The organism is Deinococcus seoulensis, from assembly GCF_014648115.1.
Lineage (GTDB): Bacteria > Deinococcota > Deinococci > Deinococcales > Deinococcaceae > Deinococcus > Deinococcus seoulensis.
On the sequence record NZ_BMQM01000010.1, the window covers coordinates 17812 to 40174 of the forward strand.

Below are 22363 nucleotides of genomic sequence, written 5' to 3' on the forward strand. Positions count from 1 at the left end.
ACTCGCTTCATGACCGCCTCCGACCTCGCCCCTGCGCCTCACATTCACCTGCCGGACGGTTCCTGCTGCAAGCCCAAGCGGTTTGCGCACCTGCATCAGCACACGCAGTACAGCCTGCTGGACGGCGCGGCGAAACTGAAGGACCTGCTCAAATGGGCCAAGGAGGTCACGCCGGAAGGGCAGACCCCGGCGCTGGCGATGACGGACCACGGGAACATGCACGGCGCGGTGCATTTCTACAATTACGCGACCGGGATGGGCGTCAAGCCGATCATCGGGTACGAGGCGTACGTGGTGCCGGGCGAGGGCACGCGCCGCGACCGGACGCGCGGGCAGGACGGCGAGAAGGGCATCTTTCACCTGACGCTGCTGGCCCGTGATTTCGAGGGGTACCAGAACCTCTGCCGCCTCAGTTCACGTGGGTACACGGAAGGCTACTACTACAAGCCCCGCATCGACCATGAACTGCTGCGCGAGCATCACGCGGGCGTGATCGCCATGTCCGGCTGCCTGGGCAGCGAGGTGCAGCAACTGCTGATGCAGGGCCGCGAGGACGACGCCAAGAAGCGCCTGATGTGGTACCGCGAGTTGTTCGGCGAGAATTACTTCATCGAGATTCAGGATCACGGGCTGCCCGAGCAGAAGAAGAACAACCCCATCCTGAAAGCCTGGGCGCAGGAGCTGGGCATCGGGATGGTCGCCACGAACGACGGCCACTACGTCAAGAAGACCGACGCGACCGCGCACGAGACGCTGCTGGCCATCCAGACGAAAGCCACGCTGGCCGACGAGAACCGCTTCAAGTTCCCCTGCGACGAGTTCTACGTGAAGAACCTCGAGGAGATGCAGGCGGCGCTGCCGGTGGGCGAGTGGGGCGAGGAAGTCTTCGACAACACCGCCCTGATCGCGGACCTGTGCAACGTGGACCTGCCGGTCGGGAAGAAACGCGTGTACCAGATGCCCGCGCTGCCCATCCCGGAAGGCCGGACCATGTCCGAGGAACTGCGCGTGCAGACGTACCGGGGAACCGTGAAACGCTACCCGGCGCACGCCACCGAAGGGCTGCTGCGTGATTACGCCGCCCGCACGCTGAGTGCGCTGGGCAGCGACGCGGCGCGGGTGCTGGAACGCGCCGGGAACTGCGACCCGCAGACCTGCGATCTGGAAACGCTGTTCACGCTGCTGGCCTTCGCGGGCAGCGATTGGGAAGCGCGCGGCAAGGCCGCCGGCGAGAAGTACACCCCATACCCCGCGCTAGAACTCATGGAAGCCGAGGCCAGCGAGGGCACGCTGCCCGCCTACGCGCACGAGGACTGCCGCCGCGCCCGCCAGAACAGCAGCGACACCAGTATCGAACTGACACCCGACGAGCAGCACGAAACCACGCGCGGCCACCACCAGCACGCGCTGGTGATCCTGCGCCGCGCCGAGTACGAACTGTCGGTCATCAACAACATGGGGTTCCCCGATTACTTCCTGATCGTCGCGGATTACATCAACTGGGCGAAGGATCAGGACATCAGCGTGGGGCCGGGGCGTGGGTCCGGCGCAGGCAGCCTCGTGGCGTACGCCATGCGCATCACGAACCTCGACCCGCTGGAATTCGAGTTGCTGTTCGAGCGATTCCTGAACCCCGACCGTATCTCCATGCCGGACTTCGATATCGACTTCAACGACGCCCGCCGCGTCGAGGTCATCCAGTACGTGCAGGACAAGTACGGCGAGGACCGCGTGGCGCAGATCGCCACCTTCGGAACCATGGCCAGCAAGGCCTGCCTGAAGGACGTGGCGCGCGTCATGGGTCTCGAGTACGCCAAGGTCGACAAGGTCAGCAAGCTCATTCCCATCAAGTTCGGCAAGAGCTACAGCCTCGAACAGGCCCGCGAGAGCGTTCCCGACATCGCCCAGATGCTGAACGAGGACGCCCAGCTGCTCGAAGCGTACGAGTTCGCGCAGAAACTCGAGGGCCTCACCCGCCACGCCAGCGTCCACGCGGCCGGCGTGGTCATCGGCCGGGACAAACTCACGGACCTCGTGCCCGTCATGCGCGACACCAGCGGCGCCGGCATGGTCTGCCAGTACGACATGAAAGCCGTCGAGGACATCGGCCTGATCAAGATGGACTTCCTGGGCCTGCGCACCCTGTCCTTCCTCGACGAGGCGCGGCGCATCATGCGCGAATCCAAGAACGTCGACATCGACTTCGACGCCATCCCCTTCGACGACCGGATCACCTACGACCTGATGAGCCGCGGCGACACCAAGGGCGTCTTCCAGCTCGAAGGCGCCGGGATCGCCGACGCCTCCAGGCGCCTCAAACCCCGAAGGCTCGCCGACATCATCGCCCTGTCCGCCCTGTACCGCCCCGGCCCGATGGAGAACATCCCCACCTACGTCCGCCGCCACCACGGCCTGGAAGAAGTGGACTACGTCCGCGACGGATTCCCCACCAGCGCCCGGTTCCTGGAGAAGATCCTGGCCGAAACGTACGGCATTCCCGTCTACCAGGAACAGATCATGCAGATCGCCAGCGAGGTCGCCGGGTTCTCCCTGGGCGGCGCCGACCTGCTGCGCCGCGCCATGGGTAAAAAAGACGCCGAGGAGATGAAACGCCAGCGGCAGATCTTCGTCGAGGGCGCCGAGGGCAACGGCGTACCCAGGGACGAGGGCAACCGCCTGTTCGACCTACTGGACGCCTTCGCGAACTACGGCTTCAACAAGTGTCTGACGGGCGACACGCGCGTGCCCGTCGCGGGCGGTGAGCTGCGGCGCATCGAAGATCTGTACCGCGAGGGCCTGCCGGTGGAGTTGCCCAGCGTCAACGGCGCGTACCGCCTGGAACTGCGCCCCACCGGACAGTTCTTCGACAACGGCGTGAAGCCCGTGTTCCGGGTACAGACCGCGCTGGGCCGCGAACTGACCGCCACCGGCAACCACCCGCTGCTGACACTGGACGGCTGGCGCAACGTGGAAGACCTGACGCCCGGCGACCGCATCGCCGCGCCCGCCCGCCTGCCGGAACTGGGCACAGAGGTGTGGCCGGAGCACCAGGCCGGACTGCTGGGCTGGCTTCTGGCCGAGGGCAACACCTGCCACCCGCACGGCGCGTACCTGTACTCGCAGAGCGAGGCGCAGGTGGCCGACATGGTCGCGCTGGCCTCCGCCTTCCCGAACACCCGCCCCACCGTGAAGGTGCGCCCGGAACGCCAGAACGTGCACGACGTGTACCTGGGCAGCGGCGTCAGAGGAAGTGCGGGCGGCAAGTCGGGCGTTCGCCTGTGGCTCGAAGACCTGAACATGGTGGACGTGAAAGCCACCGACAAGGCCCTGCCTTCTGCGGCGTTCCGACTGAACAATGCCTCGCTGGCCGTGCTGCTGGGCCGCTACTGGTCGGGAGACGGTTTCCTGTACGGCGTGGGCAACACCACTCCGTATGCCGCCACGTCCTCACGCGCGCTCGCTGACGATCTGGCGCACGTGCTGCTGCGCCTGGGCATGACCGGCAAGGTCACGCGCAAGCACTTCACGTACAGCCGCGGCGACGACATGGAAGGACGCACCGGGTACACCGTGCATCTGGTCGGGCGGCGCTCCATCGACCAGTTCCTGACCGTCATCGCGCCACACATCGTGGGCCGCGACGAGCAACTGGACGCCCTACGCGCGTACTACGCCGCCACACCCGCCGCCCGTGAGACGGTCGACACCCTGCCCGCCACGGTGAAGACCCGCGTGCAGGCCGCCAAGCACGCCAGCGGCCTGGGCTGGCGCGAGATCGAGGAACGTACGGGAGTCTGTACCAAGGAGTTCTACGGCGCGCCCAAAGCCCACAAGAAGGGCTTCCGCCGCACCACCATCCAGACCCTGGCCGACTTCTTCGAGGAAAGCGCGCTGCGGGACGTGTGCTCGGACGACCTGTACTGGGACACCATCACCGCCATCGACCCGGCGGGCGAGGCGCAGACCTACGACCTGGAAGTGCCCGGCACGCACAACTTCGTCGCGAACGACCTGATCGTGCACAACAGCCACTCCGCCGCGTACGGCGTGATCACGTACCAGACCGCGTGGCTCAAGGCGAACTACCCCGTCGAGTTCATGGCGGCCCTGCTGACCGTCGAACGCAAGGACAGCGACAAGGTCGCCGAGTACATCAGTGACGCCCGCAAGATGGACGTGCACGTCCTGCCGCCCGACATCAACCGCTCGGCCGCCGACTTCGCCGTGCAGGGCGAGGAAATCCTGTTCGGTCTGTACGCCATCAAGGGCCTGGGCGAGGGGGCCGTCCTGAAAATCCTGGAGGAACGCGAACGCGCCGGGCGGTACAAGAGCCTCGCGGACTTCTGCTCACGCCTGGGCAACAAGGTCTGCAACCGCAAAGCCCTCGAAAGCCTGATCAAGAGCGGCGCCTTCGACCAGTTCGGCGAACGCAACCAGCTCATGCACAGCCTCGAAGACGCCCTCGAAGACGCCGCCGGTACCGCCGACATCAACGCCAAAGCCCAGACCGGCATGAGCATGATGTTCGGCCTGGAAGAGGTCAAGAAGGAACGCCCCCTTCGTACCGGCATTCCCCCCTTCACCGACCTCGAACGCCTCAGCATCGAGAAAGACGCCCTGGGCCTGTACATCAGCGGCCACCCCCTCGAACAGCACGAGGGCCTGCGCGAGGCCGCCAGCTGCCGAATATCCGACCTGGACACCTGGTTCCAGACGCAGAACGTCGCCCCCGGAAAACGCATCAAGGCCGTCCTGGCAGGCATGATCGAGAGCGTCGTCAAGAAACCCACCAAGTCCGGCGGCATGATGGCCCGCTTCATCCTCGCCGACGAGAGCGGCCAGACCGAACTCGTCGCCTTCTCCCGCGCCTACGACCGCATTCAGGACAAACTCGTCAACGACACCCCCGCCCTCGTCATCGTCGAACTGGAAAGCGAGGACGGCGGCCTGCGCGCCATCGCCGAGGAGATCGTCAGCATCGACCAACTCGCCGAAGTCCCCAAAGTCATGTACGTCACCATCGACCTCGAAACCGCCAGCCCCGACGCCATCGGCGAATTCCAGAGCGTCCTCGACGAACACGCCGGCAGCATGCCCACCTACCTCCGCCTGGAAACCCCCGAACAGTTCGTCCTGTACCAACTCGACCACGGCATGGGCAGCCCTGAAGCCATCCGCGTCCTCAACCAGACCTTCCCCTGGGCCGACGCCTACCTCGCCTACGACCAGCAGACCATCCTCGGCCGATTCGCCCCCAAACCCCCCGCCTGGATGAACAAACAGCAAGGTGGGGGCATGCGGGCTTGAACCCAGCCGATCTCGCCCAGGAGGCACTGATCTGGCAGTGGCAGATCCTGCTCGATCTGCACGGCGCGGCCGCAGACCCAGCGCAACCCGTCCGCGCTTGGACTGACGCGTGGATTCTCAGGCTGACCGACCTGCCCGACGACCTGCTGGACCTCAGCCTGCACGCGAAGATCATGGCCGATACCGGGATTCCACTGGCGAACCTCGCGGCCACCGCATCCTGGCCAGCCACCCTGCCCGAATTCGCACGGCGAACCCTCCCCCTGATCCGCCCCCGCGCCATGAGCTACACCCGCCACTTCTCGACCTTCTACCCCGTCACCCGTGCGGACGCGTTCCCAGCCGAACGCCGACAGGAGTTCGACGCTTGGCAAAGCCAGTACGTCGAAACCTTTGATGAGGACCAGGACTTCATCTGCTTTGAACGCCTGCTTCAGGACTGGGCAGCCCTCGGCTGAACACAGTGACGTCGCGGGCGGACCCCTCCACTGCGCGGAGAACCCCTCAGTCAGCTTCGCTGACAGCTCCCCTCAAGGGGAGCCTTTTTCTTTCTGCCTCCCCTTGAGGGGAGGTGCCCCCGGAGGGGGCGGAGGGGTTACGCTGCGGGTCATGCGTGACCTGCATTCGAGGCGTCTGGTGCCGCGTGCGCGTGAGCTGAGGCGCGCCATGACGCCTGCGGAGCGGCGATTGTGGTTCGATCTGCTGCGGTCGCATCCGGTGCGGTTTCGTCGTCAGGTGCCGTTGCTGGGCTTCATTCTGGATTTCTACGCGCCGTCCGCGCGGTTGTGCGTGGAGGTGGATGGCCGCAGTCATGACGGCGCGGAGGCCCAGGCGTACGATGCCGAGCGGTCGCGGGTGCTGGGTGGGGCGGGGATTCGTGTGCTGCGCGTGCAGAACGCGGAGGTCGTGCGGAACCTGCCGGGTGTGGCGGCCCTGATCGAGTCGGCACTCCAGCGATAAAAAAGGCTCCCCTTGAGGGGAGCTGTCAGCGAAGCTGACTGAGGGGTTGCCGTTGCCCGTTTCAGGCGTACTGGGCGCGCATCATCATGATCTTGAGTTCGTGGGGGCTGGTGGCGCTGGCCATGGCGTCTTCTTCGGTCATGAGGCCGCTGGCGACGAGGCTGGCGAGGTGCTGGTCGAAGGTGTGCATGCCGCGCGCGCCGCCTTCGAGGAGTGCCTGTTTGATTTCTTCGGTGCGTTCGGGGTCCTTGATGCATTCGCGGACGGTGGGGGTGCCGAGCAGGATTTCGAGGCCGAGGACGCGGCCGCCGGTGGCTTTGGGGAGCAGGCGTTGGCTGACGATGCCGACGATGCTTTCTGAGAGGCCCTGGCGGATCTGGTCGCGTTCGTGGGGGGCGAAGAAGTCGATGATGCGGTTGACGGTGCGGACGGCGTCCTGGGTGTGCAGGGTGGAGAAGACGAGGTGGCCGGTCTGGGCGGCGCTCAGGGCGGCTTCGACGGTTTCCTTGTCGCGCATTTCGCCGATGAGGATGACGTCGGGGTCCTGGCGCATGCTGGCGCGCAGGCCGTTGGCGAAGCTCATGGTGTCCATGCCGAGTTCGCGCTGGCTGATCATGGCCATCTGGTCTTTGTGCAGCACTTCGATGGGGTCTTCGAGGGTGACGATGTTGACGGGTTGGGTGGCGTTGATGTGGTTCAGGAGGCTGGCGAGGGTGGTGGTCTTGCCGCTGCCGGTGGGGCCGGTGACGAGGACGAGGCCGCGTTCGTGCTGGGCGAGGGCTTCGAAGGTGTCGATGGGCAGGCCGAGTTGCTGGAAGGTGGGGATGGCCTTGTCTTCGATGACGCGCATGATCAGGCCGATGGTGCCGCGCTGGTAGTAGGCGTTGACGCGGAAGCGGGCGAGGTTGGGGATGCCGTACGCGAAGTCGGCTTCGCGTTTCTCGGTGAAGGCGTCCCACATGGCGGGGCTCATCATTTCGCGGGTGAAGGCTTCGACGTGTTCGGGGGCGAGTCGGGTGTCGCCGTAGCGTCTGATCACGCCGTTGACGCGGCCGGCGGGGGCGCTGCCGGTGCGCAGGTGGATGTCGCTGGCTCCTTCCTTGACGATGGCGGTCAGTACGCTGTTCAGGACACTCATGGTGTGCTCAGGGTAGGAGGGCGGGTCTTACAGTTTTAATGCAGAGGGGTTTTCCGGAGTGGGGGGTGTGGTGGGGGTATGGGCAGGCGGGCAGCGACCAGCGCACACGCGCCGGACTCTGCCCGCCTTCTTCGCGGTGACGTGATGGGTGGGTTTACTCGCCGCGGAGTTTGCGGCTTTCGAGGTCGGCGTGCTGCGTCAGGTAGCGCAGCCACGCCTTGGTGGTCATGGGGCCGAGGCTGTTGTGGTTGACGGTCAGGGTGTCGTCGGGGGGGTTGTGGCCCAGGCGGCGGGTCAGGTCGACGGTGGCGGCGCGGGTGCTGGTGATCAGCGCCTGCAGGTCTTTCAGGGTGGTGTCCTGCGGGGGGCGGTAGGGGTGGTACGTGTCGGTCTGGTCGGGGGTCGCGCCGAGGGCGGCACTGAGGCGCTGCTGGCCCCAGCGTTCGATGCCGATGATGTGCGCGAGCAGGTCGCGGTTGGCGTGCGTGTCGGCGGCGCGGGCGGCGCGGCCGGTCAGGAGCGTCCCGGCCCGTTCGAGGCTCTGCCCGAGGTCGCTGTAGCTGCTGCGTCCGGCGGGGCGTTCCAGCACGCGGTTGACGACCATGCTGGTCACTTCTTTCTTGCGGGTGCGGGCCACGTAGGCGGCCCCGGCGGCCACGCCGACCGTGGCGACTGTGACGAGGGCAGGCACGTAGGTGGGGGTGGTCTTCTTACTCATGCCGCATGGTACGCGCTTCAGGGCCGGTTCGTTCCATCGGGCAGGTGCGCCGGGGGCGTGATGACCCGGTCGGGCGTGCCGATCAGGGCCACGTGCGAGTCGGCGGGGCAGGGCAGGGCGGGGCGCAGCATCAGCGGGTGCGCCAGCGTGAACTCGGGCAGACCCAGGTGCAGGCCGCGCGCGCCCCACCCGAAGCCCTTCCCGAGCCGCGCGCCGTGATGGTCGGCGGCGACGCAGGCGATCACGGCGGCCTGCGCGCCGGTCGGGGTGAGGGTCGCCTCGCCGTGCGCGCGCAGGCCGCTGAGTTTCGCGCCTGCCGGGTCGGTCACGCGCCAGTACCAGCCCTGCCTGTGCTGGTGCGGCACGAACAGCGTCTTCCCGGCCTTCAGGGCCTGTTGCCGCAGGGGCAGCAGCGCCCGTTCCGGCCCGACGATCAGGGTGTGCAGGGCCGCCACGTCCGGGTGCGAGAGCAGTTGCGCAGCGGCCTTCTTCGCGTGCGTGAAGTTCGGGCAGTGCCCGTGCGGCGGCAGCGGGTACGCGCAGGCGCGGCGGGCGACCAGTTCATCCCACACCTGTTCGCGCAGCGCCCCGGCGGTGGTCATGCCTGCACGCTAGCAGAGGGGGAGAGCGGATGGCAGATGGCAGATGGCAGATGGCGGATGGCGTGCGGCACCCCCGCAGATAGGTCATCTGGCGGCGGTGCGCGTCGGGCGGGGCGGGTACACTCGGGCGCATGACAGGGCATGAGGGCAGCGTGGAACGGGTGCGGGTGGCGGCGGCGGCGTACCCGGTGGACTTCCTGACGGACTGGGCGGCCTTCGAGGCCAAGCTGACGCGCTGGGTGGCGGACGCGGCGGGCCAGGGCGCAGGGCTGCTGGTGTTCCCGGAGTACGCGCCGCTGGAACTCGTCAGCCTGCTGCCCACGGAGCTGCACCACGACGTGATCGGGATGCGCCCGGCCCTGCAGGCGTTCGTGCCGGAGTTCGTGGCGCTGCACGCCCGGCTGGCCCGCGAGTACGGCGTGGGGATCGTGGCCGGGAGTTACCCGGTCGCGCACGCGGGGGCGTTCGTGAACCGGGCGTTCGTGTTCGGGCCGGACGGCACGCAGGGCCATCAGGACAAACTGCTGATGACCCGGTTCGAGGCCGAAGAGTGGCACGTCGCGCCGGGCGAGGGCGCGGCGGTGTTCGACCTGCCGCTGCCCGGCGGCACGCTGCGCTTCGGCGTGGCGATCTGCTACGACAGCGAGTTCCCGGGACTGGCCCGCGCGCAGGCCGAGGCGGGCGCGGAACTGCTGGTCGTGCCGTCCTTCACGGGCAGCCGGGCCGGGTTCACGCGCGTGCGGGTGGGCAGCATGGCCCGCGCGCTCGAAAACCAGCTGTACGCGCTGCACGCCCCGCTGATCGCGGACGCCCCCTGGACGTACGCCGTCGAGGACGCGCACGGCGCCGCCAGCATCTACGCCCCGTCCGACAACGGGCTGCCCGAGGACGGCATCGCAGCGCAGCTCGGCTGGAACGAGCCGGGCTGGCTGGTCACGGACCTGGACCTGACCCTGACCCGCCACGTCCGCGCGGACGGGCACGTCCTGAACTGGCGGGACCGGCACGTCGGCGTGAGCCGCGCCGTGCCCGCCAGGGTCGTCACGCTGGGCGGAACGCCGGAACCCGCATGACCGTCACGGTCCGCCGCCTGACGCCCGCCGACGCGCCCGCGTACCGGGCCGCGCGACTGGCGGCGCTCCACGCCGACCCGGCCGCCTTCCTGACGAACGCCGCCGAGTTCGCCGCGCTGGACGACACTGCCCTGGTGGCCCGCCTCGCGCAGGACGCGCCGGGCGTCACGCTGGGCGCGTTCCTGGGCACTGACCTCGTGGGCCTGCTGACCCTGGTGCGTGAGGCGGCCCTACCCCTGGCGCACCGCGTGAACGTGTACGGCGTCTCGGTCGCCCCGCCCGCGCGTGGTCAGGGTGTCGGCGCGGCCCTCGTGCAGGCCGGAGTGGAGCAGGCCCGCTCGTGGGCGGGCGTGACCTCGCTGCACCTCGCGGTGATGGACTCGCAGCCCGCCGCGCTGAGCCTGTACGAACGCGCCGGGTTCCGGGTGTGGGGCACCCGGCCGGACGCAGTGCGCCGCGACGGGCGCGTGTATACCGAGCAGTGGCTGAGCCTCGACCTGACCGCGCCTGCCTGAGCCTTCCGCCAGTACGCCAGTCGGCGCAGGCGGCCCGCACGTCCCGGCGGTAGGCTGTCCGGCATGACCTTTCCTGATCCGGCGTCCCTGGTGCCTCCCTCCGTTCAGCGCGGGTTCGTGCGCCCGCCGCGCCTGGGGCCGGGGTCGCGGGTGGCGGCGCTGAGCCTGTCGAGCGGGTTCGTGACCGAGGTCATGAACCGCTACCGCGCCGGGGTGCGTCAGGTCGCGCGTGAATTCGGGTGGGAGGTCGTGGCCGCCCCGAACGCGCTGCGCGGTCCGGAGTTCCTGGCGGCAAACCCGCAGGCCCGCGCGGACGACCTGCACTGGGCGCTGGAGTCGCCGGACATAGACGGCATGGTCAGCATCATCGGCGGGGACGACAGCGTGCGCCTGCTGCCGCACCTGCGCCCGGACCTGATCCGCGCGCACCCGAAGGCGTTCCTGGGCTTCAGCGATTCCACCGTGACCCTCACGCAGTTCCTGCGGGCGGGCGTCATGGCGTATCACGGCCCGGCCCTCCTGACCGATCTGGCCGAGAACGCCGGGATGCACCCGTTCACGGTGCAGGGGCTGCGGCGGGCGCTGGTGGACCCGCCCGCGCCCTTCGATCTGGAGGCCGCCCCGGAGTGGACGCAGAGTGGCCCCGACTGGGCCGACGAGGCCGCGCAGGAAGTCCCGCGCATCTTCCGCCCCGGCGACGGCTGGGTGTGGCTCCAGGGCGACGCACCCGTGCAGGGGCACCTGCTGGGCGGCTGCCTGGAGGTGCTGGACATGCTGAACGGCACGCCCGGCTGGCCGGAACCGGCCCTGTGGCGCGGCGCGGTTCTGGCGCTGGAAACTAGTGAGGACGTGCCGCCCCCGCATCAGGTGGGGTACTGGCTGCGCAACTACGCCGCGCAGGGCATCCTGGCGGGCGCCGCCGGGCTGATCCTGGCCCGCCCCCGCACCTACACGCCCGCGATGGTCGAGGACCTGCACGGCTGGGTGCGCCGCGTGCTGGCCGAGGCAGGCCGCGCGGAGATGCCGGTCGTGGCGAACGTGGACTTCGGACACACCAGCCCGCAACTCACGCTGCCGCTGGGCGCGCAGGCCCGCCTGGACCCCCGTGCGGGCCGCGTGACCGTCTGGCCCTGACCCGCCCGGCCCTGATCCGACTGGCACTGCCTCGCCCGGCCGGGCCTCAGCTGGGGCTGTCTGAACCGGGTGTGTCCTGGCCGGTCACCTCGACCTCCAGGAAGTCCGTGATCACGCGGTTCAGGACCCACCAGCCCTCGGGCGTGGCGCGCAACTGCTCGCCGTCCAGGGCCAGCAGGCCGCGCGCCACGTTCGCCTCGATGGGCGCCGCGTACACCCCCGCCACGTTCAGCCCGCTGCGGCGTGACAGGTCACCCAGGTTCACGCCCGCACGCAGACGCAGGCCCATGAACAGCGCGTCCGTCACGAACTCGGGCGCGTCGATGGGTTCTGCCTCGCCCGCCTCGCCGGTCAGCCACTCGTGCAGGTGCGGATTCGTGCGCCGCACCGTCAACACGTCCGCCGCGCGCGGTCCGGCCCCATCCGCCATCTGCCATCCGCCATCTGCCGGGTAATGTCCCGCAGCCCCTGGCCCCAGCCCCAGGTACGTGCGGCCCTGCCAGTACGCGAGGTTATGCCGGGATTCCTGGCCGGGCCGGGCGTAGTTGCTGATCTCGTAGCGGGTCAGGCCGCGCGCGGTCAGCAGCGCCTCGGTCTGCTCGAAACCGCGCCGCTCGTCCTCCTCCTGCACCGTCACGCCCCGGCGCGCGAATTCCGTGCCGGGCTCGATGGTCAGCGTGTACGCACTCACGTGCCCCACGCCCAGGTCCAGCAGGCCCTGAATGTCCGCCTCCAGCGGTTGCCCCGGCACGGCCGTGATCAGGTCCCCACTCACCCGGAAGCCCGTGCCGATCAGGGTCGTGACCGCCTCGTGCGCCTGCTGCGCGTCATGCTGGCGGCCCAGGAACTTCAGGGTCGCGTCGTCCAGGCTCTGCACGCCCACGCTGGCCCGGTCGAAGCCCAGCGCCCGCCAGTGCGCCGCCCGTTCCGGCGTGACCGTGCCGGGATTCACCTCCAGCGTGTTCTCCAGGCGGCCCCAGCCCAGGTGACGGCGCACGCTGCCCACCAGCGCCTCCAGTTCCGCGTCTCGCAGGAAACTGGGCGTCCCGCCCCCCAGGTACACCGTGTCCAGCTCGACGGCGTACGTGGCGGCCAGCGCCGCCGCCTCGACCTCCAGCCGCTCCAGGTAGCGTTCCACCAGCCCGGCGCGGCGTGTCAGGACATGAAAATCACAGTACGGGCAGATGGTCGGGCAGAACGGCACGTGCACGTACAGGTGCCGCACCACATCCGGGGCAGGGCTGGGCTGGGCGGGGTCGGCACTCACGCGCGGCAGTCTACGCGTATCCTCCCCGCATGACCGACGCGCCCCTCACGAACGACCGCCAGCGCACCTACACCTGGGCCGACACCGCCCCCACCCTGGCCGCCCTGCGCACCCTCAGCGGCCTGGAATTCATGCGCGCCATCGCACGCGGCGACCTGCCCCCCTCGCCGGTCGGCATGACCCTGGGCATGGAACCCCTGCGCGAGGAGGACTTCACGGAAGGCCGCGCCGTGTTCCGCCTGCGACCCCAGGAATTCCACTACAACCCCATCGGCAGCGTGCACGGCGGCGTGTTCGCCACCCTGCTCGACTCCGCGCTGGCCTGCGCCATTCACACCACCCTGCCCGCCGGGGTGGGGTACACCACGCTGGAACTGAAATTCAACTGCATCCGCCCCCTGATCGCCGGCGGCCCGGAAGTGCAGGCCGTCGGGCAGGTCGTCGCGACCACCCGCCAGACTGCCATTGCCGAGGGCCGCATCGTGGACGACGCCGGAAAACTGTACGCGCACGCCACGACCACCTGCCTGATCCTGCGCTGACCTTGGCCGTGGGCGTGATCTACACCTGAGGCACCTGATCCAGATTCTCGAACCCGTTGGGCTGAGGATTGCCATGCTCAAGCCAGTCGTAGTCGAACACGCGAGCCTGATCGCTCGCCGTCTGCACTGCCTGAGCAGCCGTGAAGCCTGATCCAGGAAGACCGGTAGCTTTTTGAACGACTAGGACCGTCAGGGGAGGCAGCCTGTGCTGCACACAGTAGGCCTGGATGGGATCCAGCATGTTGCCCAGCCCCGCAGCGTGCATCCCTGTGGCTTTACTCAGCTGCTGATATGTGATGGTCTGCCTGTGCCGAGCAGCCCATGCAAGAACACTCCAGATTTGCGCTGCCCGTTCGTATCGGTTCATGATTGTCGACCCTACCACTCGTAGACAATCCAACCATGCGAACTTCAGCGGCCGTGCGGCGTGCGGTCCATCCAGGCACTCAGGGCTTCCGCCACGTTCTCCGGGCCGACCACGACCACCGCCGCGCCCGCCTGGGCCGCCGCTGACGCAGCCGCGCACCCGCCCGCCGGGCCGCCCACGTCATCCGCGCCCGTCCAGGCGGGAAACTCACCGCCCTCGCGGTACTCCACGCCGCCCGCGTCGTTCACCACCCGTTCCGGCACGCTGATCGCCGGGCCGCCCGACAGGGCCGACGGCGCCACCACGATCACGCCGCGCGGGTCCGCCTCACGCAGCGCCGCCAGCAGCGGCGTCAGGCCCTCATGCACGACCAGCGTCACGCGGCCCTTGCCGTCCACGCCCGCCAGTTCCCCGGCCAGCCCACCCGCCAGGGACGGGGGAGCCGCGACCAGCCACGCGTGCCCCCCCGCGCGACCCTCGAACAGGGCGAGGGCACTGCCGTACACGTCAGACCAGGTGCGGGTGTGTTGCATGACGCCCAGCATAGCGGGCGCACCCCCCATCTCAGACCGCCACCTCATACGGATTCCGTCTGTTTCATTGACAACCCGGCAGGGCACCGGGTTGTCAACTTCACGCCCGGAACCCGTTTCTCTCCTACTCGCTCCGCTCGGATTGAACGGCTTTGCAAGCCATTCAACCGGAGTCCATATCAGTCCGTGAAGCGCAGCAGGTACCCGTCGGGGTCCTGCACCAGCACCTGCCGCTGCGTGTGCGGCGTGTCGCCTTCCATGTACGTCTCTGTGTTCAGTGGCGCGAACAGCGGATAGCCCGCCGCCAGCAGCCGCTCGTGCAGGGCGTCCAGCTCCGGATGCACGATCTGGAAGTTGATGCCGCGCCCGAACGGCACCTCCAGCGGCCCCGTCAGCCACGCTTTCCCCGGCTGAGCCTGCTCCAGCATCCACTGCGCCCGGCCCAGACTCAGGTACGCGAAACCGGGCCGCGTGTAGTTCAGCGTGAAGCCGAACATGCGGGTGTACACGTCGAGGCTGTGAGGCAGGTCGCTGACCATCAGCTCGGGCACCAGCGCGGCCCACTCGGTGACGGGCAGCAGGGATTGGTTGTCGGTCATACCTGCACGGTAGCGGTCCGGCGTGGCTGTGGGATGCACGTGCTGGCCTACGCGCCGCGCAGGGCGGGCCCTGAAAACGAAAAATCCGTCCTGCGCGGACGGTGATATGGAAAGAATAGCGCGGTATGCAGGGCGTGTCAACTTCTGCGGGCGGGTTGCGCAGATGGCGTTCTGGTGGGCATTTCCGGCAGTGGGGTATGCGCCGTTTGCATGCTGTTGCCGCCCCCTGGCGCGCAGGCCCACGCCGGGGGAGCTGGTGCCGCCCGGCGGGCCGGGTCGGTATGCTGGGATCATCACACAGCTGGGCCGGAGGTCAGATGCAGGATTACGAGAAGCTGGGCGCGTTCTACCTGGGCAGGACGGTCGATCCTGCCACGAACCAACCGACGGATGAACTGCTGCTGTACGACAGCGCAGACCTGACCACGCACGCCGTGATCATCGGCATGACCGGCAGCGGCAAGACGGGCCTGGGCCTGAGCCTGATCGAGGAGGCCCTGATGGACGGCGTGCCTGTCCTGGCCGTCGATCCGAAGGGGGATCTGGGGAACCTGCTGCTGACCTTCCCGGACCTCACGCCCGGCGATTTCCGCCCGTGGGTGGACGAGGCGGAGGCCGCGCGGGCGGGCGTGTCCGCCGATGATCTGGCGGCGCAGAAGTCGGCGTTGTGGCGCAGGGGGCTGGGTGAGTGGGGTCAGAGCGGCGAACGCATCCGCACGCTGCGGGAGAAGGCGGATTTCGCGGTGTACACGCCGGGCGGCAGCGCGGGCCTGCCGGTCAGTGTCCTGAAGGGCTTCGACGCGCCGCCCCCCGAGATCATGGACGACACCGACGCCCTGCGTGAGCGCATTCAGGGCACCGTGACGGGCCTGCTGGGCCTGCTGGGGCTGAGTGCGGATCCCATGCGCTCGCGCGAGCACGTGCTGCTGTCGAACCTGCTGGGGCACGCGTGGGGCGAGGGACGGTCGCTGGACATGGGCGGCCTGATCGCCGGGATTCAGGCGCCGCCGTTCGCGCAGATCGGCGTGATGCCCGTGGACGCCTTCTACCCGCCGAAGGAGCGCTTCGAGCTGGCCATGAGCCTGAACAACCTGCTGGCCTCGCCGGGCTTCGCCGCGTGGACGCAGGGCGAGCCGCTGGACGTGGGCCGGTTCCTGTTCACGCCGGAAGGTCGGCCGCGCGTGTCGGTCATGAGCATCGCGCACCTGAACGATTCCGAGCGCATGTTCTTCGTCTCGATGCTCCTGAACGCCACCCTCGCGTGGATGCGCACGCAGTCCGGCACGAGCAGCCTGCGGGCCGTGCTGTACATGGATGAGATCGCCGGGTACTTCCCGCCGAACGGGAACCCGCCCAGCAAGCCGCCCATGCTGACCCTGCTGAAGCAGGCGCGGGCGTTCGGGCTGGGCGTCGTGCTGTCCACGCAGAACCCCGTGGACCTCGATTACAAGGGCCTGAGCAACACCGGCACCTGGATGATCGGCCGCCTCCAGACCGACAACGACAAGGCCCGCGTGCTGGAGGCCTTGCAGGGCGCGACCAGCGGCCCGGACGCCCTGACCCGCGATCAGCTGGACGCCCTGCTGTCCGGCCTGGGCAAACGCGTGTTCCTGATGCACAACGTCCACGAGGCCCGCCCCACGCTGTTCACGACCCGCTGGACCATGAGTTACCTCGCCGGGCCGATCACCGGCACGCAGATCCGGCGACTGATGGGGGAGAGGAAGGCGGAGGGCAGATGGCAGATGGCGGATGGTGGAAGGCAGAAGGCAGATGGCCCGGCTGGGGTTTCGCCTTCGGCCATCGGCCTTCAGCCATCCGCCCCGGCAAAGCCCGTGGTTCCGCCCGGTATCACCGAGGTCTTCGTGCCCACGTCCCAGCCGGACGTGAAGTACCACGCGCAGCTGCTGGCGGTCACGCAGGTACGCTACGCCTCCGTGAAGTACCGCGTGGACGTGGCGGGCGTGCTGCCGCTGGTGGCAGACGTGACGGACGGCCCCATTCCCGTCACCTGGGACGGGGCGACCGAACTGCACGTGGACCCGAACACGCTGGAGCAGTCGGGCGTGGACGGCGCGACCTTCTCGGACGTACCGGCGGCGCTGCTGAACGCGAAGAACCACGCGCGCTGGGCGAAGGAGGCCGCGAAGTTCGTGGCGGGCAGCCGCCCCCTGACGCTGTGGCAGGAGCCAGGCAGCGGACTGATCAGCGCGCCCGGCGAGGCCGAGGGGGACTTCCGGGCGCGGGCCAGTCTGGCCGGGCGGGAAGCCAGGGACGCGGCCGTGCAGAAACTCCGCGCGAAGTACGCCCCGAAAGTCGCGGCCCTTCAGGACCGCCTGGCGCGCGCGCAACTGAAGGTGCAGCAGCAGCAGGCGCAGGCGCAGCAGGCCCAGCTTCAGACCGCCATGAGCGTCGGCGTGGGCGTGCTGGGCGCGCTGTTCGGCGGTGGGCGCAGGGCGACCGCGCTGCGCAGCGGCGTGTCCGGCGTGGGCCGCTCCATGCGCGAGGGGCAGGACGTGCAGGCCGCGCAGGCGGAACTGGCGCAGGTCGCGGCGCAACTACAGGAGTTGCAGACCCAGGTGCAGGCCGAGGTGGACGCCCTGACCCTGACCGCCAGCAGCGACCTTGTGCGGCTGGACGTGAAGGCCAGGAGTACCGACGTGACCGTTCCGCTGGTCGCGCTGGCGTGGCTGCCGTACACCCGCGCGGCCAGCGGCCTGCTGACCCCCGCCTGGGACACGCCCACCTGAACGGTCGGGGCGCGGCCTCCCGGCAGAGGGGGGAGGCCGCGCCCGCCGACCGCCGGGGAGACATAAAAAATCCGCCTTCCCAGGCGGCTGTTTCGGCTTGCTACTACGTTGTTGAGGGGGCGCCGAGGGATTTCCTCGATTGATATGTTCAGAATAGCGCGGTATGCAGGAATCGTCAAGTCTATGTGGGGCCTCCGGAAAATGCCATGTGGCACGTGATTTCTGTCTGGCGGGTTGATCCGGTATGCAGCGGTCACGGGCCGGGGCGGGCTGCCTGCGATGATCCGACTGGAACTCCTGATCGGATCACCAGGGGAGAAAACAAAAAATCCGCCCTCTGCGGACGGTGATGGGAAAAGTATACCCCGGTATTCACGGGTGGTCAAGCCAAGCCCGGCGGTCCAGACCCGAAGGCCGGGAAGGGCGTCCAGCAGCGGGTTTTCCTCTGTGCCGGAAAGAGCTGGATGTGGGAGACGGTCTGCATAGGCCCGTGCCCGTGATCGGGGTAAATGAACGACGCCCTCCGCAGAGGGAGGGCGTTCGTTCGGTGCGGCGCGTCTTAGACGGCCAGCACCTGGCGGCCGTCGTAGTAACCGCAGCTGGGGCAGATGTGGTGGCTGAGCTTCTTCGCGTGGCACTGGGGGCACTCGGTCAGGTTGGGCGCGACGAGGGCGTGGTGGCTGCGGCGCATGTCGCGCTTGCTCTTGCTGGTCTTCTTCTTGGGGACGGGGTGCTTGGCCATGATTTTTCTCCTGGGCCGCACGGCGTTTCTCGCCGGGGCGCGATTCTCGGCCCAAAGCGCACGGGCGAGACAACAGCGGGGAGTATAGCACAGCGCCCCGCCACGCTGCCAATCCACCCGGCCGGTCACGGCAGGGACGTGCCCTGCACGGCGCGCAGCCCCCCTGCACGTTACGGGCGGCCCAGGTACAGGCAGCGCAGACAACAGGCCGCGCAGACACGCCGCGCAGCCCCGCCGGGCGCACTCCGGTACAGTTGACAGGTGCACGAACTGCAGTGGACGCCCATCACGCTGGCAACCGGCCTGCACATCCTGGACCTGATCGGGGTGGTGGCCTTCGCCATGTCGGGCGCGCTGCTGGGCGTCCGTAAACGCTTCGACCTGTTCGGGGTGCTGGTGCTGGGCTGCGTGACCGCCGTGGGTGGCGGCGCGATCCGCGACACGCTGACCGGGCAGACCCCGCCGCTGTTCCTGCGGGACGAGACGTACCTGTGGGCGGCGCTGGCGGGCGCGGCCGTCGCGTTCGGGTTCGGGGAGCGGCTGGCACGGTTCGAGCGGGCCCTGAGCCTGTTCGACACGGTGGGCCTGGGCCTGTTCGCGGCGTCCGGCGCGCTGGGCGCCATTCAGTTCGGACTGGGGCCGCTGGGCGTGGTGTTCGCCGGGATGCTGTCCGGGGTGGGCGGCGGCATCATCCGCGACCTGATCGCCAACGAGGTGCCGGAAGTCATGTACCGCCGCGACCAGCTGTACGCCACGGCCGCCGCCGCCGGAGCGTTCGTGGTCTGGGCACTTCAGGGGCACGTCACGCCGTTTCAGTCGCAGGTGGCGGGCGCGCTGGTGGTGTACGCGCTGCGCTGGCTGTCCCGGCGCGGCTGGGTGAAACTCCCGGTGCGCCGCCTGCCGGAACGCTGACCGGCCGGGTGGGGTAAGCGTTCGCACCGTTCCGCGCCCGCCAGGACTGGTAGAACGGCAGGCATGATCCATGACGCCCGTGTGCAGCCCCTGCGGCCCGGCACGCCCCGCCGCCAGGGGTTCGTGCTGCTGTGGGTGCAGGCCAGCGTCCGCACCCGAGACAACCACGCCCTGGAATACGCCGTGCGCGAGGCGAACCGCCTGAACCTGCCCCTGGTGGCCACGTTCGGCCTGACGCCCGGTTACCCCGAGGCGAACGCCCGCCACTACGCCTACCTGCTGGAGGGCCTGCGCGACCTGCGGATCAACCTCGCCGCGCGGGACGTGCCGCTGCGCGTGACCCTGGGCAGCCCGCCCGAGGTGGCCCTTAACGCGGCGGGAGAGGGCGCGGCGCTCGTCGTGACGGACGTCGGGTACACCCGCCTGCAACGCGAGTGGCGCGAGTGGCTGGCCGCCCGGCTCGACGTGCCGCTGGTGCAGGTGGAATCCGAGGCGGTCATTCCCGTGGGCGTGGTCAGCGGCAAGCAGGAGTACGCGGCGCGCACCATCCGCCCGAAGATCCACCGGCTGTGGCACGACTACCTCGTCCCACTGGAAGTCCACGACCTGAAACGCCGGGCGCGCGACTGGGACGGCGGCGAGGACATCAGCGACCCCGCCCGCCTCCTGAAGACCCTCCCCATCGACCACAGCGTCCCCCCCGGCGACGAGGAAGGCGGAGAGAACGCCGCACACGACCTGCTCGAAGACTTCATCACCCGCAAACTCGACGGGTACGCCACCCGGCGCAACGACCCCACCGTGGACGGCAGCAGCCGCCTGAGCGCGCACCTCCACTACGGGCACCTCTCCCCGCTGACCGCCGCCCTCGCCGCGCGCGAACACCCCGGCCCCGACACCGACGCCTTCCTTGAAGAACTGATCGTGCGGCGCGAACTGAGCTTCAACTACACCACCTACAACCCCCACTACGACCGCTACGCGGGCCTCCCCGCCTGGGCCCGCGCCACCCTGGAAGAACACGCCGGGGACCGCCGCGAACACACCTACACCCGCGCCGAACTGGACGCCGCGCAGACGCACGACCCGTACTGGAACGCCGCGCAACGCCAGATGACCCGCACCGGCCGCATGCACAACTACATGCGCATGTACTGGGGCAAGAAAATCATCGAATGGACCCCCACCCCCCAGCAGGCCTACGACACCCTGCTGTGGCTGAACAACCGCCACGAACAGGACGGCCGCGACCCGAACTCCTGGGTGGGCGTCGGCTGGATCTTCGGCCTGCACGACCGCCCCTGGACGCGCCGCCCCATCTTCGGCACGGTGCGCTACATGAACGCCAGCGGCCTGAAACGCAAATTCGACATCGAAAAATACGCCCGGCAGTGGGCGGAAGAGGGGAGCCCCGAGCCCCGCAGCCGCTAGAGTCCGCTCATGACCGACGTGGCCTCCCTCTCCCTTCCCGCCCGGCACGTGACGAGTGGCGGCACGCGCGTGTACACGCTGCCCGTGCGGGCCTTCCCGAACTTCCGCGCGAACACTTACCTGCTGGTGCGCGGCGACCCGCACGCCCCGGCCTACGCGGCGCTGGTGGATACCGGCGGGAGTGGCCCGGACAACCTGGGTGACATTCAAGCTGGACTTGCGGCGGTGCGGGCCGGGTACGGCGAGGCGGTGAGCCTGGAGACCCTGACCCGGATCGTGATCACGCATCCGCACCCGGATCACCTGGGCGGCCTGAGCGCCCTGCGGGAGCACACGGACGCGCCCGTGGCGGCGTTCCACAGCGCCGTGCCGTTCATCGAGGAGCCCGGCGCGATCCGCGCCGCCTGGCTGATGCAACCCGATGCGCAGGCCGCGTGGCTGGGCCTGCCGCCCGGGGGTGAACTGGACGGCCGGATCCGCCGCCGGGGCTCGAACCTCAGCGTGCCCCGCGCCATCCCGGTCGCCACACCCCTGCACGACGGGGACAGGCTGGACGACCTCCTGCACGTCATCCACACGCCGGGCCACGAGGGCCACCAGATCTGCCTGCGCGTGGACGAGGTGCTGCTGAGTGCCGATCACCTGCTGCCGCTGAACTCGCCACCGCTGATGCCTGCCCGCTTCCTGCGTGGCAGTGGCGTGGCCGCGTACCTGGACTCACTGGACCGCGTGGAGGCGCTGGACGGCGTGACCCTCGCCCTGGGCGGGCACGACGGCCCCATGCCCGACCTCCACGCCCGCATTCAGGCGCTGCGGGCGCGCACGCACGAGAAACTGGACGGACTGCTGGCCGCCTGCACGCAGCCCATGACCGTCCACGACCTGCTGCTCGCGCTGCACCCGCGTCTGCGGTCCATTCAGGCGGTGCTGCTGCTCGACCAGACCGCCGCGCTGACCGAGTACCTGACCGGAACGGGCGCCCTGAGCGAGACTGCGCGCGAGGACGGCGCGGGCCTGTTCACCCGCGCCTGAACCTGCGCGCCGTGCGGTACTCTGGAGCGTTATGACCCCGGAGCGTTACGCGAAAATCATGCGGGTGCTGAGCAAACGCCAGCCGACCCTGACCGTCCTGATGGACCAGGTGAACAAACCCCACAACCTGTCCGCCATCATCCGCACCTGCGACGCCGTGGGTGTCCTCGAGGCGCACGCCGTCGCCCCGAAGGGCGGGAAACTCGCGGAATTCGAGGGCCACACCTTCGAGGCCACGAGCGGCAGCGCCCACAAGTGGGTGACCGTCAACCGCCACGAGGACGCCGCGCAGGCCGTCCGTGACCTCCAGGCGCAGGGCGTGCAGGTCCTCGCCACGCACCTCTCGCAGCGCAGCGTGGACTACCGCGACGCCGACTACACCCGCCCCACCTGCGTGCTGCTGGGCGCCGAGAAGTGGGGCGTGGGCGACGAGGCCGCCGACGCCGCCGACGGGAACATCATCATCCCCATGTTCGGCATGGTGCAGAGCCTGAACGTCTCGGTCGCCGCCGCCACCATCCTGTTCGAAGCGCAGCGCCAGCGCCTCGCCGCCGGAATGTACGACACGCCGCAACTGACCCCGCAGGCCCTCGCGGACCGCGCGTTCGAGTGGGCGTACCCGGACCTCGCGCCCGCCTACCGCGACCGTGGCGAGGCGTACCCCATGCTGGACGAGCACGGACAGATCATCGCCTGACCGGTCACCCGGAGCCCCGGCGCGGGTTGGTGAGGGGCTGGTCA

General features: G+C 69.1%; 20 protein-coding genes. 12 read left to right on the plus strand and 8 right to left on the minus strand.

Annotated elements, in window-relative coordinates; translation table 11 throughout:
* The first annotated feature begins 9 nt into the window (after nucleotides 1–9).
* The 3 genes from dnaE to IEY70_RS09000 all read left to right on the plus strand — a co-directional run bounded on the left by dnaE (nucleotide 10) and on the right by IEY70_RS09000 (nucleotide 6267).
* The gene (dnaE, locus tag IEY70_RS08990) at nucleotides 10–5307 is read left to right on the plus strand and encodes a DNA polymerase III subunit alpha (RefSeq protein ID WP_189064678.1); all 5298 of its coding nucleotides are present in this window, start codon (nucleotides 10–12) and stop codon (nucleotides 5305–5307) included.
* Nucleotides 5304–5765: a hypothetical protein gene (locus tag IEY70_RS08995; RefSeq protein WP_189064679.1), complete on the plus strand. Its 462-nt coding sequence runs from the start codon at nucleotides 5304–5306 to the stop codon at nucleotides 5763–5765. The genes dnaE and IEY70_RS08995 overlap by 4 nt, the downstream gene beginning before the upstream one ends.
* A gap of 151 nt (nucleotides 5766–5916) precedes the next feature.
* Nucleotides 5917–6267: an endonuclease domain-containing protein gene (locus tag IEY70_RS09000; RefSeq protein ID WP_189064680.1), complete on the plus strand. Its 351-nt coding sequence runs from the start codon at nucleotides 5917–5919 to the stop codon at nucleotides 6265–6267.
* Nucleotides 6268–6328: 61 nt separating this feature from the next.
* Here IEY70_RS09000 and IEY70_RS09005 read toward each other — a convergent pair whose 3' ends face one another.
* The 3 genes from IEY70_RS09005 to IEY70_RS09015 form a co-directional block, all read right to left on the minus strand.
* Nucleotides 6329–7405 carry a PilT/PilU family type 4a pilus ATPase gene (locus tag IEY70_RS09005; protein WP_189064681.1) on the minus strand — a complete coding sequence of 359 codons (1077 nt, stop codon included), beginning with the start codon at nucleotides 7403–7405 and terminating at the stop codon, nucleotides 6329–6331.
* Nucleotides 7406–7559: 154 nt separating this feature from the next.
* On the minus strand, nucleotides 7560–8123 hold the full coding sequence (locus IEY70_RS09010; protein WP_189064682.1) for a DinB family protein: 564 nt from the start codon (nucleotides 8121–8123) through the stop codon (nucleotides 7560–7562).
* Between the two features lie 17 nt (nucleotides 8124–8140).
* Nucleotides 8141–8725: a 5-formyltetrahydrofolate cyclo-ligase gene (locus IEY70_RS09015; protein WP_189064683.1), complete on the minus strand. Its 585-nt coding sequence runs from the start codon at nucleotides 8723–8725 to the stop codon at nucleotides 8141–8143.
* Between the two features lie 131 nt (nucleotides 8726–8856).
* Between IEY70_RS09015 and IEY70_RS09020 the strand changes: the two genes are divergently transcribed.
* The 3 genes from IEY70_RS09020 to IEY70_RS09030 all read left to right on the plus strand — a co-directional run bounded on the left by IEY70_RS09020 (nucleotide 8857) and on the right by IEY70_RS09030 (nucleotide 11447).
* The gene (locus IEY70_RS09020; RefSeq protein ID WP_189064684.1) at nucleotides 8857–9798 is read left to right on the plus strand and encodes a carbon-nitrogen hydrolase family protein; all 942 of its coding nucleotides are present in this window, start codon (nucleotides 8857–8859) and stop codon (nucleotides 9796–9798) included.
* Nucleotides 9795–10313, plus strand: a complete 519-nt coding sequence (locus IEY70_RS09025; protein WP_189064685.1) for a GNAT family N-acetyltransferase — start codon at nucleotides 9795–9797, stop codon at nucleotides 10311–10313. Before IEY70_RS09020 ends, IEY70_RS09025 begins: the two co-directional genes overlap by 4 nt.
* Before the next feature lie 63 nt (nucleotides 10314–10376).
* Nucleotides 10377–11447 (plus strand): S66 family peptidase, encoded by a 1071-nt coding sequence (locus IEY70_RS09030; RefSeq protein ID WP_189064686.1) that lies wholly within the window; start codon nucleotides 10377–10379, stop codon nucleotides 11445–11447.
* Between the two features lie 46 nt (nucleotides 11448–11493).
* Here the strand turns inward: IEY70_RS09030 and hemW are convergent, their stop codons facing one another.
* Nucleotides 11494–12714, minus strand: coding sequence for a radical SAM family heme chaperone HemW (gene hemW, locus IEY70_RS09035; RefSeq protein ID WP_229777794.1), 1221 nt, complete (start codon nucleotides 12712–12714; stop codon nucleotides 11494–11496).
* 29 nt (nucleotides 12715–12743) lie between these two features.
* Between hemW and IEY70_RS09040 the strand changes: the two genes are divergently transcribed.
* Nucleotides 12744–13256 carry a PaaI family thioesterase gene (locus IEY70_RS09040; RefSeq protein WP_189064687.1) on the plus strand — a complete coding sequence of 171 codons (513 nt, stop codon included), beginning with the start codon at nucleotides 12744–12746 and terminating at the stop codon, nucleotides 13254–13256.
* 19 nt (nucleotides 13257–13275) lie between these two features.
* Here the strand turns inward: IEY70_RS09040 and IEY70_RS09045 are convergent, their stop codons facing one another.
* The 3 genes from IEY70_RS09045 to IEY70_RS09055 all read right to left on the minus strand — a co-directional run bounded on the left by IEY70_RS09045 (nucleotide 13276) and on the right by IEY70_RS09055 (nucleotide 14755).
* Nucleotides 13276–13623 carry a hypothetical protein gene (locus IEY70_RS09045; protein WP_189064688.1) on the minus strand — a complete coding sequence of 116 codons (348 nt, stop codon included), beginning with the start codon at nucleotides 13621–13623 and terminating at the stop codon, nucleotides 13276–13278.
* Between the two features lie 44 nt (nucleotides 13624–13667).
* The gene (locus tag IEY70_RS09050; RefSeq protein WP_189064689.1) at nucleotides 13668–14156 is read right to left on the minus strand and encodes a hypothetical protein; all 489 of its coding nucleotides are present in this window, start codon (nucleotides 14154–14156) and stop codon (nucleotides 13668–13670) included.
* 179 nt (nucleotides 14157–14335) lie between these two features.
* Nucleotides 14336–14755 (minus strand): bleomycin resistance protein, encoded by a 420-nt coding sequence (locus IEY70_RS09055; protein ID WP_189064690.1) that lies wholly within the window; start codon nucleotides 14753–14755, stop codon nucleotides 14336–14338.
* A gap of 317 nt (nucleotides 14756–15072) precedes the next feature.
* Here IEY70_RS09055 and IEY70_RS09060 point away from each other — a divergent pair, with 317 nt between their 5' ends.
* Nucleotides 15073–17505 (plus strand): ATP-binding protein, encoded by a 2433-nt coding sequence (locus tag IEY70_RS09060; protein WP_189064691.1) that lies wholly within the window; start codon nucleotides 15073–15075, stop codon nucleotides 17503–17505.
* Nucleotides 17506–18064: 559 nt separating this feature from the next.
* On the opposite strand, the gene rpmF is transcribed toward IEY70_RS09060, so the two are convergent.
* Nucleotides 18065–18247: a 50S ribosomal protein L32 gene (rpmF, locus tag IEY70_RS09065; RefSeq protein WP_055363851.1), complete on the minus strand. Its 183-nt coding sequence runs from the start codon at nucleotides 18245–18247 to the stop codon at nucleotides 18065–18067.
* Between the two features lie 261 nt (nucleotides 18248–18508).
* Here rpmF and IEY70_RS09070 point away from each other — a divergent pair, with 261 nt between their 5' ends.
* From IEY70_RS09070 to trmH, 4 genes are all read left to right on the plus strand, one after another.
* Nucleotides 18509–19159: a trimeric intracellular cation channel family protein gene (locus IEY70_RS09070; RefSeq protein WP_189064692.1), complete on the plus strand. Its 651-nt coding sequence runs from the start codon at nucleotides 18509–18511 to the stop codon at nucleotides 19157–19159.
* Between the two features lie 63 nt (nucleotides 19160–19222).
* Entirely contained in the window at nucleotides 19223–20590 is a 1368-nt protein-coding gene (locus IEY70_RS09075) for a deoxyribodipyrimidine photo-lyase (protein WP_189064693.1), read from the plus strand.
* Between the two features lie 9 nt (nucleotides 20591–20599).
* Nucleotides 20600–21622, plus strand: a complete 1023-nt coding sequence (locus IEY70_RS09080; protein ID WP_189064694.1) for an MBL fold metallo-hydrolase — start codon at nucleotides 20600–20602, stop codon at nucleotides 21620–21622.
* Nucleotides 21623–21653: 31 nt separating this feature from the next.
* Nucleotides 21654–22319: a tRNA (guanosine(18)-2'-O)-methyltransferase TrmH gene (trmH, locus tag IEY70_RS09085; protein WP_189064695.1), complete on the plus strand. Its 666-nt coding sequence runs from the start codon at nucleotides 21654–21656 to the stop codon at nucleotides 22317–22319.
* The last annotated feature ends 44 nt before the right edge of the window (nucleotides 22320–22363 follow it).